Origin of the sequence: Pseudodesulfovibrio sp. 5S69 (assembly GCF_037094465.1) — a bacterium.
Taxonomy (GTDB): Bacteria; Desulfobacterota; Desulfovibrionia; order Desulfovibrionales; family Desulfovibrionaceae; genus Pseudodesulfovibrio; species Pseudodesulfovibrio methanolicus.
Map to the genome: position 1 here is coordinate 2,103,581 of NZ_CP146609.1, position 13,349 is coordinate 2,116,929.

General features: G+C 63.2%; 14 protein-coding genes. 11 read left to right on the forward strand and 3 right to left on the reverse strand.

The genetic code is table 11. The annotated features are described in order from the left end of the window. The first annotated feature begins 5 nt into the window (after positions 1 to 5). The 3 genes from V8V93_RS09970 to V8V93_RS09980 are packed head-to-tail and all read left to right on the forward strand — an operon-like array spanning position 6 to position 2,613. Positions 6 to 1,151, forward strand: coding sequence for a 2-oxoacid:acceptor oxidoreductase subunit alpha (locus tag V8V93_RS09970; RefSeq protein ID WP_338666529.1), 1,146 nt, complete (start codon positions 6 to 8; stop codon positions 1,149 to 1,151). Positions 1,152 to 1,155: 4 nt separating this feature from the next. Continuing rightward, entirely contained in the window at positions 1,156 to 2,007 is an 852-nt protein-coding gene (locus tag V8V93_RS09975; protein WP_338666530.1) for a 2-oxoacid:ferredoxin oxidoreductase subunit beta, read from the forward strand. Continuing rightward, on the forward strand, positions 2,008 to 2,613 hold the full coding sequence (locus V8V93_RS09980; protein WP_338666531.1) for a 2-oxoacid:acceptor oxidoreductase family protein: 606 nt from the start codon (positions 2,008 to 2,010) through the stop codon (positions 2,611 to 2,613). 328 nt (positions 2,614 to 2,941) lie between these two features. On the opposite strand, the gene V8V93_RS09985 is transcribed toward V8V93_RS09980, so the two are convergent. Together V8V93_RS09985 and V8V93_RS09990 are read right to left on the reverse strand one after the other, a co-directional pair. Next, entirely contained in the window at positions 2,942 to 3,613 is a 672-nt protein-coding gene (locus V8V93_RS09985; RefSeq protein ID WP_338666532.1) for a FlgO family outer membrane protein, read from the reverse strand. A 57-nt stretch (positions 3,614 to 3,670) separates the two neighbouring features. After that, a complete protein-coding gene (locus V8V93_RS09990; RefSeq protein WP_338666533.1) occupies positions 3,671 to 4,510 on the reverse strand; it encodes a purine-nucleoside phosphorylase in 840 nt (279 codons plus the stop codon). A gap of 91 nt (positions 4,511 to 4,601) precedes the next feature. Between V8V93_RS09990 and V8V93_RS09995 the strand changes: the two genes are divergently transcribed. The 8 genes from V8V93_RS09995 (at position 4,602) to V8V93_RS10030 (ending at position 11,889) form a co-directional block, all read left to right on the forward strand. Then, positions 4,602 to 5,357, forward strand: coding sequence for a motility protein A (locus V8V93_RS09995; protein ID WP_338666534.1), 756 nt, complete (start codon positions 4,602 to 4,604; stop codon positions 5,355 to 5,357). Then, positions 5,354 to 6,100 (forward strand): OmpA/MotB family protein, encoded by a 747-nt coding sequence (locus V8V93_RS10000; protein WP_338666535.1) that lies wholly within the window; start codon positions 5,354 to 5,356, stop codon positions 6,098 to 6,100. Before V8V93_RS09995 ends, V8V93_RS10000 begins: the two co-directional genes overlap by 4 nt. Before the next feature lie 36 nt (positions 6,101 to 6,136). Continuing rightward, complete coding sequence (locus V8V93_RS10005; protein WP_338666536.1) at positions 6,137 to 6,517, forward strand: PilZ domain-containing protein; 381 nt, start codon at positions 6,137 to 6,139, stop codon at positions 6,515 to 6,517. A 62-nt stretch (positions 6,518 to 6,579) separates the two neighbouring features. Next, positions 6,580 to 7,947 (forward strand): biotin carboxylase N-terminal domain-containing protein, encoded by a 1,368-nt coding sequence (locus V8V93_RS10010; protein ID WP_422394416.1) that lies wholly within the window; start codon positions 6,580 to 6,582, stop codon positions 7,945 to 7,947. Between the two features lie 2 nt (positions 7,948 to 7,949). Next, positions 7,950 to 10,217 (forward strand): acetyl-CoA carboxylase carboxyl transferase subunit alpha/beta, encoded by a 2,268-nt coding sequence (locus V8V93_RS10015; RefSeq protein WP_338666538.1) that lies wholly within the window; start codon positions 7,950 to 7,952, stop codon positions 10,215 to 10,217. Between the two features lie 73 nt (positions 10,218 to 10,290). Beyond that, positions 10,291 to 10,941: a biotin/lipoyl-containing protein gene (locus V8V93_RS10020; RefSeq protein ID WP_071546932.1), complete on the forward strand. Its 651-nt coding sequence runs from the start codon at positions 10,291 to 10,293 to the stop codon at positions 10,939 to 10,941. A 21-nt stretch (positions 10,942 to 10,962) separates the two neighbouring features. After that, positions 10,963 to 11,304 carry a hypothetical protein gene (locus V8V93_RS10025; RefSeq protein WP_338666539.1) on the forward strand — a complete coding sequence of 114 codons (342 nt, stop codon included), beginning with the start codon at positions 10,963 to 10,965 and terminating at the stop codon, positions 11,302 to 11,304. Positions 11,305 to 11,349: 45 nt separating this feature from the next. Continuing rightward, positions 11,350 to 11,889, forward strand: coding sequence for a single-stranded DNA-binding protein (locus V8V93_RS10030; RefSeq protein ID WP_338666540.1), 540 nt, complete (start codon positions 11,350 to 11,352; stop codon positions 11,887 to 11,889). Positions 11,890 to 12,074: 185 nt separating this feature from the next. Here V8V93_RS10030 and V8V93_RS10035 read toward each other — a convergent pair whose 3' ends face one another. Next, complete coding sequence (locus V8V93_RS10035) at positions 12,075 to 12,611, reverse strand: helix-turn-helix domain-containing protein (protein ID WP_338666541.1); 537 nt, start codon at positions 12,609 to 12,611, stop codon at positions 12,075 to 12,077. Between the last annotated feature and the right edge of the window lie 738 nt (positions 12,612 to 13,349).

A 13,349-nucleotide genomic window follows, 5' to 3' on the forward strand; every position in this document is an offset into this window, starting at 1 on the left:
CAGACATGCCCAGACCAAAGAAACGCACCGAGATTTTCGCGCTCGGCAACGAGGCCGTCGTCGAAGGCGCGCTGTTGGCCGGATGCACCTTTTTCGGCGGCTATCCCATCACCCCGTCCTCGGAGATCATGGAGATCATGGCCACCCGCCTGCCCAGGATGGAAGACGGCGTATTCATGCAGATGGAGGACGAGATCGCCAGCATGGGCGCGGTCATCGGCGCGTCCCTGACCGGGCGCAAGGCCATGACCGCCACCTCCGGCCCCGGCTTCTCGCTGATGCAGGAGAACCTGGGCTACGCCGTCATGGCCGAGACCCCCATGGTCCTGGTCAACGTCATGCGCGGGGGGCCGTCCACCGGCCTGCCCACCAGCCCGGCCCAGGGCGACGTGCAGCAGGCCCGCTGGGGCACCCACGGCGACCATCCGATCATCGTCCTGTCCGCCTCCAACGTGCAGGAGTGCCTGGACATGACCATCACGGCCTTCAATATGGCCGAGAAATACCGTACCCCGGTCATTCTGCTTCTGGACGAGGTCACCTCCCACACCCGCGAGAAGATCGAGCTGCCCAACGAGGGCGAGTATGAGGTCTTTTCGCGCACCGTGCCCAGCATGCCGCCCGAGTGGTACAAGCCCTACGAGGAGACCGTGCGCGGCGTGCCGCCCATGCCGCCCATCGGCTCGGGCTACCGCTTCCACGTCACCGGCCTGACCCACGACCGCAACGGGTTTCCCACCCAGCGGCCCGAGGAGGTGGTCGAGCTCATGGACCGCATCCATCGTAAGATCGACCAGTTCTTCTACGATATCCAGCTTGTCGAGGAGATCATGACCGAGGACTGCGACGTTTGCGTCATCGCCTACGGCTCCGTGGCCCGATCGGCCGAGCTAGCCGTGCAGCAGGCCCGCAGCAACGGCGTCAAGGCAGGGCTGCTCAAGCTCATGACCCTGTTCCCGTACCCCCGCAGGCAGACGGAGAAAATCCTGTCCCACGCCAAGACCCTGGTGGTCCCGGAGATGAACATGGGCCAGATGTCCCGCGAGGTGAAGCGCGTCAACATGGGCCACGCCGCGGTCAGGACCATCAACCGCGTGGACGGCCAGATCGTCACTCCCTCGGAAATCCTCAAGGTCATCATGCAGGGGTAGTCACATGAGCAATATCACCGGAAACGAAATCATCCATCAATACCTGAGGCACAACAAGAAGTTCCCGCACGTGCTCTGCGCCGGCTGCGGCCACGGGATCGTGCTCGGCACCCTTATCCGTTCCATCCATGCTCTGGGCATCCCCAAGGACGACGTTGTCGTGGTCGCGGGCATCGGCTGCTCCGGGCGGCTGGCCGTGTACGTGGACTTCAACACCGTGCACACCACCCACGGGCGGGCGCTCAGCTTCGCCACGGGCATCAAGATGTCCAACCCCAAGCTCCACGTCATCGCGCTGATGGGCGACGGCGACGCGCTGTCCATCGGCGGCAACCACCTGATCCACGCCGCCCGGCGCAACATCGGGGTCACGGCCATGATCCTGAACAACAACATCTACGGCATGACCGGCGGACAAAGCTCCCCGGCCACGCCCGAGGGCTCCACCACCATGACCAACCCCTACGGCCAGTTGGACCACAGTTTCGACACCGTGGAGCTGGCCCGGGGCGCGGGCGCCAACTACGTGGCGCGCGGCACGGTCTTCCATGTCAACCGGCTCGAGAAGATCATGATGGAGGCCCTGGAACGGCCCGGCTTCTCCCTGGTAGAGGCCATCACCCCGTGCCACACCCAGTTCGGGCGCAAGAACAAGTACAAGTCCCCGGTGGACATGTACAAGTGGCTCAAGTCCACGGCCATTCCCGTGGAGCGCTACAATGAGCTGCCCGAGAACAAGCGCGCGGACCGCATGCCCATCGGCGTGTTCGTGGACCGGGGCAAGCCCGGCTACGAGGAGTTGTACTACGCCCGCCAGGAGAACTTCCTCAAGCAGGCCGCAAAGGGGGGCAAGTAGATGAAGGCGCAACAGGAACTCGACCGCTTTGAAATCCGTTTCTCCGGCCTCGGCGGCCAGGGCATCATCACGCTCGGCAAGATCATGGGCCAGGGGCTGGCCTTGGGCCACGGCTACAACGTCACCCAGACCCAGAGCTACGGCCCCGAGGCGCGCGGCGGGTCCAGCAAGTGCGACCTGGTCATCAGCTCCGGGCGCATCAGCTACCCCAAGGCTGAATCCCTGGACCTGCTCGTGGCCCTGTCCCAGGAGGCGTGCAACGCCTACTATCCGTACCTCAAGAAGGGCGGCATCTTGGTCATCGAATCCGATCTGGTCAAGCAGCCGCCCACCAATCAGTACCTCGGCCTTCCGTTCACCGCGCTCGCCAAGGACAAGATCGGCATTGTCCAGGCCATGAACACCGTGGTCCTGGGCGCGCTCTCCTGCCTCCTGCCGTTCGTCAACCAGGCGACCATGCGCAAAAGCCTGGAAGCCGTGCTCCCGCCCAAGATCCGGGCCGTCAACACCAAGGCCTTCAACCTCGGCCACCGGCTGGCCAAGAAGGAATGGGGCGAGGACGCGGGCGAAGTCTGGCGCGTCGAGGAATACGAGGAAATCGACTGACCCCGGAGTGGGGTGCGTTCTGAAAAAAGGGTGGGCCGCCGACGCGGCCCGCTTTTTTTTTGCCTCCGGCCCCCCATCCCCCTTTCCTTCCTAAACTTTTTGTATGCGTATGCGCGCGTGCGGCGGGTAGAGAGAAAGGGTGCTCCTTCTCTTCAAAGTGAGCGGGGCGGTAGGGCGGTATGTGAAGAATCTCGGCCTGTTGCGTCAGCACGGTTCCCGCGAAGCGGCATAAAAAGTTCTGGAGATTCTTAAGAACCTCTTTCAAGAGGTTCTTAAGCCGTCGGAGACGCCCGGCCGGCGAGGCCGCGCCGGAGGCGTCCCCGGTCCGCTAGTCGTTGAACGAGGTCTTGACCGTGGGGACCATGCCTTCGTCCCGGGCCTTGAGCTGGGGGAGCATCTGGCGGACGCTGTCGGTGATGGGCAGGGTCCAGTTGTGGGCCGCGACCACGGTGGAGTCGACCAGGCGGATGACGCGGGCGGTCATGTACACGTACTGATCGGCGATGACGTAGGAGCCGACCAGTTTGGCGGAGCGGGGCGGCAGCTCGCGGGACGAGCCCGCCAGCCCGACGGCCTTTTTGTAGTCCTCGGCGCCGAGGCCCGTGGCGTAGGTGAAGTCCGTGACGTTGGGGTCGCCCTCGGTGATGCGCACGCCGTGCTGGACGAGGCGGTCGGCGATCTGCCTGGTCATGGTCTGGCCGAAGACCGATTTGTCGCCGGGGTCGTTCTGGTTGGTGAAGGGCGAGACGAACACGGCGGAGTTGGCGGTCAGTTCGTGGGAGGCCACGTTGGAGTAGAGGACGTCGGCGGCCCGGTAGTTGAGCTCGATGATCGGCACGGACGCGGTTTCGTGGAAGGTGTGGGCCGTGGGCGTGGTATCGAACACGTAGTTGAACGTGTCGGTGGTGGCCTCCTTGGTGTCTTCCCACAGGCGGTTGCCGCATCCCTGCAGGAAGAGCAGGAGGATTGCCGTCAGTATGCTCAAGGCCGCTTTGTTCATGTCGTTGCCGTCCCGGTCGCTGTTTAGCCGTGTCGATGCCTGGGGGTACCCCGAAGGCTATTCGGCGGTTTTCCGTATTTCCTTTAGGATGGCGCGCAGGAGTTTGACCATGGCCGTGGAGGATTTCTCGGCCTGGGCGATGACCTGTTCCAAGGAGGCCTCCTGCATGCAGTCCGGCAGGTTCTTGTTGGTCAGGCAGGACAGGCCGAGGATGCGGATGCCCATATGGTGGGCGGCGATGGCCTCCATGCAGGTGGACATGCCGATGGCGTCCGCGCCCATTATCCGGTACATGCGGGTCTCGGCCGGGGTCTCCATGTTCGGGCCCATGACCTGCATGAACACGCCGCGCTCCAGGCGGATGCCCAGCTCCAGCGCCTTTTGGACGGCGAGGCTGCGCAGGGCCGGGTCGTAGACCGCACACATGTCCGGGAAACGGTCGCCCCAGGCGTCGATGTTTTCGCCGCGCAGGGGGGTTGCGCCGGTCAGGTTGATGTGGTCCTCGATGAGCATGGGGCAGCCCACTTCGAAGGAAGGATTGAGCGCGCCCACCGCGTTGGTCAGGACCAGAGTCTTGATGCCCAGTTCGCCGAGGACGCGGATATTGTGGGTGGCCTCCTGCGGCGTGAACCCCTCGTAGAGGTGGAAGCGGCCGTCCAGGGCGAGGACCGGGGCGCCCTCGATGGAACCGGAAATGAGACGGCCCGCATGGCTCTTGACCGAGGAAGCCGGGAACCGGGGGATGTCGCTGTAGGGGATGATCACCGGGTTTTCGATGGCCGCGGTCAGCGGGCCCAGGCCCGTACCCGTTATAAATGCCACGGTACCGGCTTGAATTTTGTCTAGCTTTTCATGTATGTATGCGGCAGACTGTTGTATCTTCCTATGGTATTCCATGTGGACTCCTTGTGGCTTGGATGCGATGCCGGGCAGGGGAGAGGGATTTCGCAAACGGACCGATCAGACTCGTGAAGGATAGGCACGCTTTATGGATATCGTGACACTACTTGGTCTTGCCGTGGGGCTTTCGCTCATCACCGGGGCCATTATCCTTGGTGGAGCTGTTGATGTTTTTATCAATGTCCCCGGCATGATGATCGTTATCGGCGGCACGCTCGCCTCCATCCTGGTGGCCTTTCCGTTCGAGGAGATCATACAGTCCTTCAAGGCCGCGTTCAAGATGTTCGTCGGCCGCAAGAGCCGCACCCGCGACGTGGTCAACATCATGGTCAAGGTGGCCGAGATCAGCCGCCGCGAGGGGCTCATCGCCCTGGAGAACGTCCAGACCGAGAACATGGTCCTCAAGAAATCCTGCCAGCTTATCGCGGATAACGCGGACCCGGGACTCATCCGCTCCACCCTGTCCATCGAGATCAACTCCATGCGACGCCGCCACCAGGTGGCCCAGGACGTGTTCAAACGGCTGGCTGCCCTGGCCCCGGCCTTCGGGATGATGGGTACGCTTATCGGTCTGGTCCAGATGCTCTCCCGGCTGGATGATCCCAAGTCCATCGGCCCGGCCATGGCCGTGGCCATCCTGACGACCTTCTACGGGTCGGCCATGTCCACGCTCTTTTTCATCCCCATCGCGGCCAAGCTCAAGGCCCGTACCCTGCAGGAGCAGTTGCACCTGGAAGTCATCTTCGAGGGGGCCAAGTCCATCCTTGAAAACAACAACCCCCGGTTGGTCTATGAGAAGCTTTCGTCCTTCCTGGCCCCGGTCGAGCGGGAGACCCAGCGATGAGCGACGAATATGACGACGACCTGTTGCTCGACTTTAGTGACGACGATGGCGATGTCAACGAGTGGTTGACCACCTTCGCCGACCTGTCCATGCTGCTGCTGGTCTTTTTCATACTCCTCTATTCCATGTCCACCATCGACACGCAGAAGTTTTCAGACACCTTCACGTCGGTGACCCAGGCCCTGCAGGGCAAGATGGACAAGATTTCCACCAGCCGCATTAGCCGGGAAGAGGCCGGGGTGCTCATCGACCAGGCCATGATGCGCCGCCAGATCATCGAGTCCCAGCGCAAAGTCTTCGCCGAGGTCAAGACTTTGCAGACCAAGAAGGGCGTGGAGGGGTTGGTCAGCGCCAATTTCGAGGACGGGATCATCACCCTGCGGGTGCCCGGCGACGTCATGTTTCAGTCCGGGAAGGTAACCCTCACGCCCAAGGGCGTGCAGTTGGTGGCCGATCTCAAGGACTTTTTCATCAAGCACAAGGACCAGAACATCAAAATCGTCGGCTACACCGACAACGTACGGCCGAGCGGCAACTCGCGGTTCAAGGACAACTGGGAGATTTCGGCCATGCGAGCGGTCAACGTCCTGCGCGAGCTGCTCAAGATGGGGCTGGAATCCACCCGGCTGACGGCCACGGGGCTGGCCTATCTCAACCCGCTGTACCCGAATACCTCCGAGGAGTACCGGGCCAAGAACCGGCGGGTGGAGTTCATCCTGGAGAAGCGCGTCTCCGGCAAATAGCCTTCGGGCGGACACAAGAGTTCCTTTGGGGGATATATGGATTTCAACATACAGTTGCCCGACGACGAGGAACGGCTGCGCAAGGCCTTCCGGACCAAGGTGCCGGGGTTGACCGCGCGGTTCCCCGGCCTGGATGTCGTTCACGACGTGGCCGACCTCAGCGCCACCGGCTTGGCGATCCTCGACAAGAGCGGGCGGTTCACCGAAAAGGAGGCCTACGACGTGGAGCTGCTGATCAAGAACAAGCTGTTCCTCAGCGGCGCCAGGGCCTCGTGCATGCGTGTGCACGACAACGGCATCGTGGGGCTGAATTTCGTGGACCTGGACCGGCAGAAGCAGATCAAGCTCGACAAGCTGGTCCTCGAGGTGCAGAAGAGACTCATCGCCCTGCGCAAGAAAAAGCGCGAGCAAGGTTGACAGTGCAAACCGGAAACATCGACCGCCACAAGGTCCTCATAGCCAACCGAGGCGAGATCGCCATGCGGGTCATGGGCGCGTGCAGGCGTCTGGGGCTCGACTTCGTCTGCGTGTGCACGGCCGCGGACCGGGAGTCCGGGCACGTCCGGCTGGCCCGCGAGATGGCCGGGGACGGCGCGGTCCACACCATTTCCTCCTACCTGGACGCCAACGAGATATTCTCCGTGGCCGACGCGAGCGGGGCCACGGCCGTGCATCCCGGCTACGGTTTTTTTGCCGAGGACTTCCGCTTCGCCCGCCGCGTGGTCCGGCGGGACCGCCCCATGGAGTTCATCGGCCCGAGTTGGTGGGTCATCCGCGACCTGGGCGACAAGATCAACACCAAGCGTATCGCGCGCTCCCTGGGCGTGCCCACCGTGCCCGGTTCGGACCGGCCCGTGTACAGCGAGATCGAGGCCGACGAAATCGCCTCATCCCTGTTCGAGTTCCAGGCCAGCCAGGGCATCGTGGACGGGGTGATCATGGTCAAGGCCTCGGCCGGCGGCGGGGGCATGGGCATCGAGGAGGTCGGGGACTTCAACGAGTTCCGTTCGGTATTCCGGCGCATCCGCAACTACGCCAAGCGAAATTTCGGGGACGAGGGCGTACTTATCGAGCAGCGCATCTTCGACTTCAACCACCTGGAGGTCCAGGTGGTCTCCGGACGGGGCGGGGGGCAGCACGTCCATTTCGGCACGCGCAACTGCTCGGTCCAGTCCACGGGCAAGCAGAAGCGCATCGAGGTCGCGCCGGGCTTCGCGCCGGGCGTGGTCTCCTACACCTTCGACGCAGGCAGGGTGCTGTCCGAGATCACCGACCACTCTCTGGCCATGGCCCGCGAGACCCGCTACGACAACGTGGGCACCTGGGAGTGGATCATCACCCCGCGCGGGGAGCCCTTCCTGATGGAGGTCAACACCCGCATCCAGGTGGAGAACGGCGTGTCCGCGGTCATCTCCAGGGTGGGCGGCCGGCCGGTGGACATCATCACCGAGCAGATCCGCCTGGCCCTGGGCGAGCCCCTGCGCTACACCCAGGAGGACATCACCTTCGAGGGCGTTGGCATCGAGTACCGGCTGGTGGCCGAGAACACGGCCAACCGGTTCACGCCCTGCGCCGGGACCATCACCCGACTGGGCTGGCCCGAGCGCGACTGGCTCCAGGTCCATACCCACGTGCCCACGGACCGGCCCTACGAAATTCCCATGGAATACGATCCGAACCTGGCCCTGGCCATCGTCTGGGGCAACGACCTGGCCGAGGCCAAGGCGCGCGGACTGGAGTTCCTGGACGGGTTGGTGCTGGAGGGGCAGTGCGGCGGGTCCTCCGATGAATTCTACAGCAACGTCGAATACCTGAAGGCCAAGACCGGCAAACTCCTGGAGTTCTGAGCATGGACAGGGAACGAAGAATTCAGGGGCTCAGGGATCGGCTGGCCTACATCCGCGACATCTTCGCCGACCGCGACGACGAATCCATCCGTCTGCTGGCGGCCAAGTTCGGCGAACTTCTGGAACGCCATCAGGCCAAGCCTGGCGGGGTCAAGCGCGAGGAGCTGGCGCGCATTGCGGACCTGTTCGATTTTTCCGAGCGAAAGCTCGACACCACCCTGACGCCCATGGACAGGGTGCGCATCGTCCGCCATCCCCAGCGCATCTGCCTCAAGGACATCTTGGAGAACGTCTACGACAACTACACCGAGATCGGCGGCCGGGGCGAGTACAACATCGACCCGAGCATGCTCATCGCCCGGGCCGTGTTCTCCCGCCGGGTGGGCGATAAGGTCACCAACCAGATGGTCATGGTCATCGGCCAGGAAAAGGGCCACGGCGAGGCCTTCCGCAACGGCGGCTCGGTCAAACCGTGGGGCAACGCCAAGGCGCTGCACTACATGAAGGTCGCCGAGACCGAGAACATCCCGGTCCACACCTTCGTGTTCACCCCCGGTGCCTATCCGGTCGAGGACTGGCCGGGCGCGGCGCAGCAGATCGCCCGCAACCTGTACGATATGGCCGGGTTGCGCGTGCCGGTGGTGGCCGTGTTCTCCGAGGGCGGTTCGGGTGGGGCCGAGGCCATCGGTCTGGCCGACCGAAGGATCATGCTCTCCCACGGCTACTATTCGGTCATCTCGCCCGAGGGTGCGGCGGCCATCGAGGCCGGGCTGCGCAGCGGGGAACGGGCCACGCCCGAGCTCATCGAGAAGTGCGCCCGCCAATTGTGCATCACCGCCGGGGACAACCTGCAAAACGGCTATGTGGACCGCGTGCTTCAGGAGCCGCCGCTGGGGGCAAGGCCGTCCCATTACGATTTTTTCCGTGAGCTGCGGCGCGAGTTGATCCAGACCACCAACGAGGTGGTCAGCTCGGTCAAGTCCATGAAGCTCTACCGGGCCATGGCCGTGCGCACCTCCAAGACCGACGATGCCGAGTCCATCTACATGCGCTGGACCTTGTCCCAGTCCGCCCTGGACCGGCTGGTGGAGCAGCGCCAGCGCAAGTTCCGGTCCATGAGCCGCCACGCGCGCCTGGACGGCACCGGCGTGGTCACCCGCGCCGTGGCCGCCACCAAGGGGACCATCTGGGCCGCCCATTCCTTTTTACGCTACGACCTGCTCGGGCGCCAGAAGAAGCGCCTCAACGCCATGTTCGAGGACCTCGGGGCCGAGGCGCACCTGGTCCGGCACAAGGTGCTCATGCCGCTCAAGAAGACCCTGGACAAGATCCTGCCCGGCAACGGCACTGCCCAGCCCAAGGTGGGCGAGGCCGTGAAGGAGCGGCTGACCCGGCTCTCCTGCCCGGAGGACGGGGCTTGCCTGGTGGGTAGCGAATGGGCCTGGACCAGCCCGCGCAGCCAGGAGGACCGGACCATTTCCTGCCCCAACGTGCGCACCCACCACTGCCCGGACCTGTGGGTGCCGGATCTGTTCGGCGATTTCGCCGGGGTCTGCCCGTCCTGCGGCCACCATTTCCCCATGGAGTACCGCTGGTACCTGCAAAACGTCTTCGACTACAGCGAATCCAAGGAGTTCAACCAGCAGTTGGAGTCCATCAACCCCCTGGGCTACGAGAAGTTCGACACCAAGCTGGACAAGGCCAAGGAGCGGACCGGGCTCAAGTCCGCGTGCATCACCTTCGAGACCTCCATCGAGGAGGTGGACGCCGTGGTGGCCGTGCTCTGCGCGCCGTTCCGGGGCGGCTCGGTGGGCGCGGCCGAGGGCGAGAAGTTCATCCGCGCGGCCGAACGGGCCACGCGCAAGCGCCAGCCGTTCATCGCCTATGTGCACGGAACGGCGGGCATCCGCATCCAGGAGGGCGTCAACGGGGTCATCCAGATGCCGCGCTGCACCATCGCCGTGCGCCGCTACATCGACGCGGGCGGCCTGTACCTGGTGCTCTACGACACCAACTCCTACGCCGGGCCCGTGGCCAGCTTCCTGGGCTGCTCGCCGTACCAGTTCGCGGTGCAGTCCTCGAACATCGGCTTTGCCGGGCCGGGGGTCATTTCCGAGACCACGGGCATTGCCGTGCCGCCCAACTATCACAAGGCGTACCACGCCCTGTCGCGCGGCCACATCCACGGCATCTGGGATCGCCGGGAGGTCAAGAAGAACCTCCACCAGTCCCTCCTGACCATGGGCGGGCGCAACCTTTACTATCGCTGATTTTTATGAGACACACCCGAGCGCGTCCCGTGTTTCAAACAAACACGAATCAGACCGTAATAGAGGATAAATAGTGCTGAATATCAAAGAGTTGCTCGATAAAGTCAAGGCGTCCCCGTACCGCGAGATCGTGGTCCGCGCCCCGCATACCGGCGTGGTCTCGTTCGCTGCCGTCAAGCCCGGCGAGAAGGTCCACGGCCCGCGCGGCGAGTTCCTGGAAAAGCCCGGCACCCTGCTGGCCCACCTGACCCGCGAGAAGAACGAGAAGCCCATCCCTGCACCGGAGAAGGGCGTCATCGAGGCCGTGCACACGCAGCACGAGGGGCAGTTCGTGGAGGCGGGCGAGCCGCTGGTGACCATCAAGCATTATCTGACCCGCAAGGAAGTCATCGAGCTGATCCTGCAGGAGGCCCTGTACCTGTTTCGCGCCCCGGAGCGGGCCAAATACTACTTCGTCCCCGAGGTGGACCAGAAGCTCAAGGTCTCGGGCAAGCGCTCGGTCAAGGTCCAGGACGGCATGGAATTTCTTATCGTGTCCCGCATGAAGCGGGAGACTCCCCTGGCCTATTCCGGGCCCGAGGGCATCATCTACTCCGTCTACTTCGGCCGCGGCGACAACGTGGACGAGGGCGAACCCCTCATCGGCGTCTGTCCCGAGGACCAGCTCACGGTCATCCAGGACGTGGTGGCCCGCATTCAGAGCGAGTGGGAAGAAGAGGCGTAGGTACAACATCGGAGGCGCGCCATGGGCAGATTGCTTCAGGTTCGGGTGTCGGCGTGGACGTATAGCGAGGACGAGGTGCGCACGGCGTGGCCATCCCTGTGGAAACTGGCTTGGCCGGACAGCAACGCCATACCCAAAAAGGGCGTCATGGAGCTGGCCGACGCGGTCTTCGACGCGGTTCGGGCAGGGCTCATCCCCGACAACCAGGCCAAGGCCCTCAAGGAGCATGCCGACAAGGCCGACGAGCTGCGCCAGTCCATTGAGAAGGCGCTCGGCGACTGGCAGCCCGGCGAGGCGGACAAGCTCACCTATGCCCTCGAAGATACCATGGACGCGCTGGAAGACATTGCCGCCGATTTTTGATATTGCATTTCTATGAGACGAACCATTGTGAGGTAAGGAGTTGAAATGGCTGGCAGTTTGAATAAAGTGATCATTGTGGGCCGAGTCGGCCAGGATCCGAAGGTTTCCTATACCGGCTCCGGCCAGGCCGTGGCGAACTTTTCCGTGGCTACGGACGAAGGGTACCGCGACCGGCAGACCGGCCAGCGCGTGGAGCGCACCGAATGGCACCGCGTGGTGGCCTGGCGTCAACAGGCCGAGTTCGTGGGCAACTACATCGGCAAGGGCCGCCTGGTCATGGTCGAAGGCAAGCTCCAGACCCGCAAGTGGCAGGGCCAGGACGGCCAGGATCGCTACACCACGGAGATCGTGGCCGACAGCATCCAGGGACTGGACCGCGCCCCCGACGGCCAGCAGCCCGCCCAGCAGGGCGGCTACCAGCAGCAGGGCGGGTACCAACAACAGGGCGGCTATCAGCAGAACCGTCCGCAGCAGAACCGTCCGCAGCAAAACGGCTATCCGCAGAATCAGCCCCAGCAGGAGGAAGAGGACCTCGGTCCCGCCTTCCCGTCCGAGGCCAGCGGCATGGACGACGTGCCGTTCTGATCTGTCGTTTTCATCCGGCTGGCTCCGTGGATCTGGTCCAGGTCCGGCAAGCAGGAATATTCGGAGGGTGGCTTTGGCCGCCCTCCTTTTTTTGCGTCTGCGGGCAGCCTGATACGGGCATGGAATCCGCAACGGTCAGGGCCGGGCCGTTCGGCGTACTCCGGCCTCGGCACGAGCGGCGCGGCTCAGGTGTAGCAGATGATGGCCTGAAACACGACGGTGTCCGAGGCCGCCCGGTACTGGTGAGCCACGTCGGCGTGGAAGCGGTGGGCCAGTCCCGGCTTGAGGCGGTGCACCCGGCCCTCGTGGATCAGGTCCAGAACGCCGCTGACGGCCACCACATGTTCCACCACCCCGAACCGGTGGGCGGGTGACCGCTGATGGTACCGGTTGCTCAGGGTGACCTCAAACATCTCCATGTGCGTGGCCGCGTCAAAAGGGAAGACCACCCGGATGGCCATGTCCGCGTCGTAGGGGAAGGGGACCTGGCGGAAGTCGGATCCGGCCTTGCCCGCGAAGAACGACGAGAAGGAGAGGTTCAATCCGCCGGCGATCTTCCACAAGGTGGCGATGGTCGGTGCGGACTCGCCACGCTCGATCTGCCCGAGCATGGCCTTGGACACGCCCGTGAGCAGGGCCGCCTTGTCCAGGCTCATCTCCCGTTCCTTCCTGCATGCCTTCAGCCGTTCGGCAATGGCCCTCCGGATGTCGTTCGCGGACACGGATTCTCCTTGTACGTTGGATGCGGAACGATATTTTTTAGCCTCGTGCGTTATAACGCACAACATGGATTCCTAGCAGAGGTTTGGACGCCGGGCAAGGATGAACGGTCCGGGCGGTCCATGCGGGGCGACATTCCGAATTGGAAAGTGTGAGGCGCACGAAGAGGGTGACGATTTCCTCCAATGGAAGGGGAAGCTAGAACTCAAGGAGCGTGTCGCAACGCATCGGATTACGGCGTAATTCTATCAATTTATATAGTGTTGTGCCATGAAATTATGACCCACTTGGCCATCTTTTGTGTGTCAAAAAGATACATACGATAACATGTTGAAATTATATATATTATATGCATGATCGCCCTTTGAATGGCCAATGTGACCCAGAGACGGGGGATGAAAGGGGGCAAAGGTGTTCAGACCGATAGCGGCGTAATGCCTTACTATGCCAGGATAAACATAATGGACCGATTCTTGCTTAAGGAAAGGACGCGGTTGCCGTGCCGCAGACGTTTGTTCCAAGTTCGGCCTGTTCAGCAAAGGCGCCATCCTGGCAGCGAACGAACACGTTGAGGGTGGTTTCATTTCCGGTCCGGCCCCTTGTCGGCGTCTGGGCCGACAAAGAGACTTCGGCCGAAATGAACGTTTCGGGCAGCAAGAGAGCAGGTGGCCGGCAACGGGACGGAGCCGTCAGGCCGAGGACGGTTTTCAGCCGGTTGAACGATTTGCGGGAAGAAAAGT

Coding starts and splice junctions, on each gene's coding strand:
- V8V93_RS09970 (WP_338666529.1), top strand. CDS start 6: ATGCCCAGACCAAAGAAACGCACCGAGATTTTCGCGCTCGGCAACGAG.
- V8V93_RS09975 (WP_338666530.1), top strand. CDS start 1,156: ATGAGCAATATCACCGGAAACGAAATCATCCATCAATACCTGAGGCAC.
- V8V93_RS09980 (WP_338666531.1), top strand. CDS start 2,008: ATGAAGGCGCAACAGGAACTCGACCGCTTTGAAATCCGTTTCTCCGGC.
- V8V93_RS09985 (WP_338666532.1), bottom strand. CDS start 3,613: ATGAACAAAGCGGCCTTGAGCATACTGACGGCAATCCTCCTGCTCTTC.
- V8V93_RS09990 (WP_338666533.1), bottom strand. CDS start 4,510: ATGGAATACCATAGGAAGATACAACAGTCTGCCGCATACATACATGAA.
- V8V93_RS09995 (WP_338666534.1), top strand. CDS start 4,602: ATGGATATCGTGACACTACTTGGTCTTGCCGTGGGGCTTTCGCTCATC.
- V8V93_RS10000 (WP_338666535.1), top strand. CDS start 5,354: ATGAGCGACGAATATGACGACGACCTGTTGCTCGACTTTAGTGACGAC.
- V8V93_RS10005 (WP_338666536.1), top strand. CDS start 6,137: ATGGATTTCAACATACAGTTGCCCGACGACGAGGAACGGCTGCGCAAG.
- V8V93_RS10010 (WP_422394416.1), top strand. CDS start 6,580: ATGCGGGTCATGGGCGCGTGCAGGCGTCTGGGGCTCGACTTCGTCTGC.
- V8V93_RS10015 (WP_338666538.1), top strand. CDS start 7,950: ATGGACAGGGAACGAAGAATTCAGGGGCTCAGGGATCGGCTGGCCTAC.
- V8V93_RS10025 (WP_338666539.1), top strand. CDS start 10,963: ATGGGCAGATTGCTTCAGGTTCGGGTGTCGGCGTGGACGTATAGCGAG.
- V8V93_RS10030 (WP_338666540.1), top strand. CDS start 11,350: ATGGCTGGCAGTTTGAATAAAGTGATCATTGTGGGCCGAGTCGGCCAG.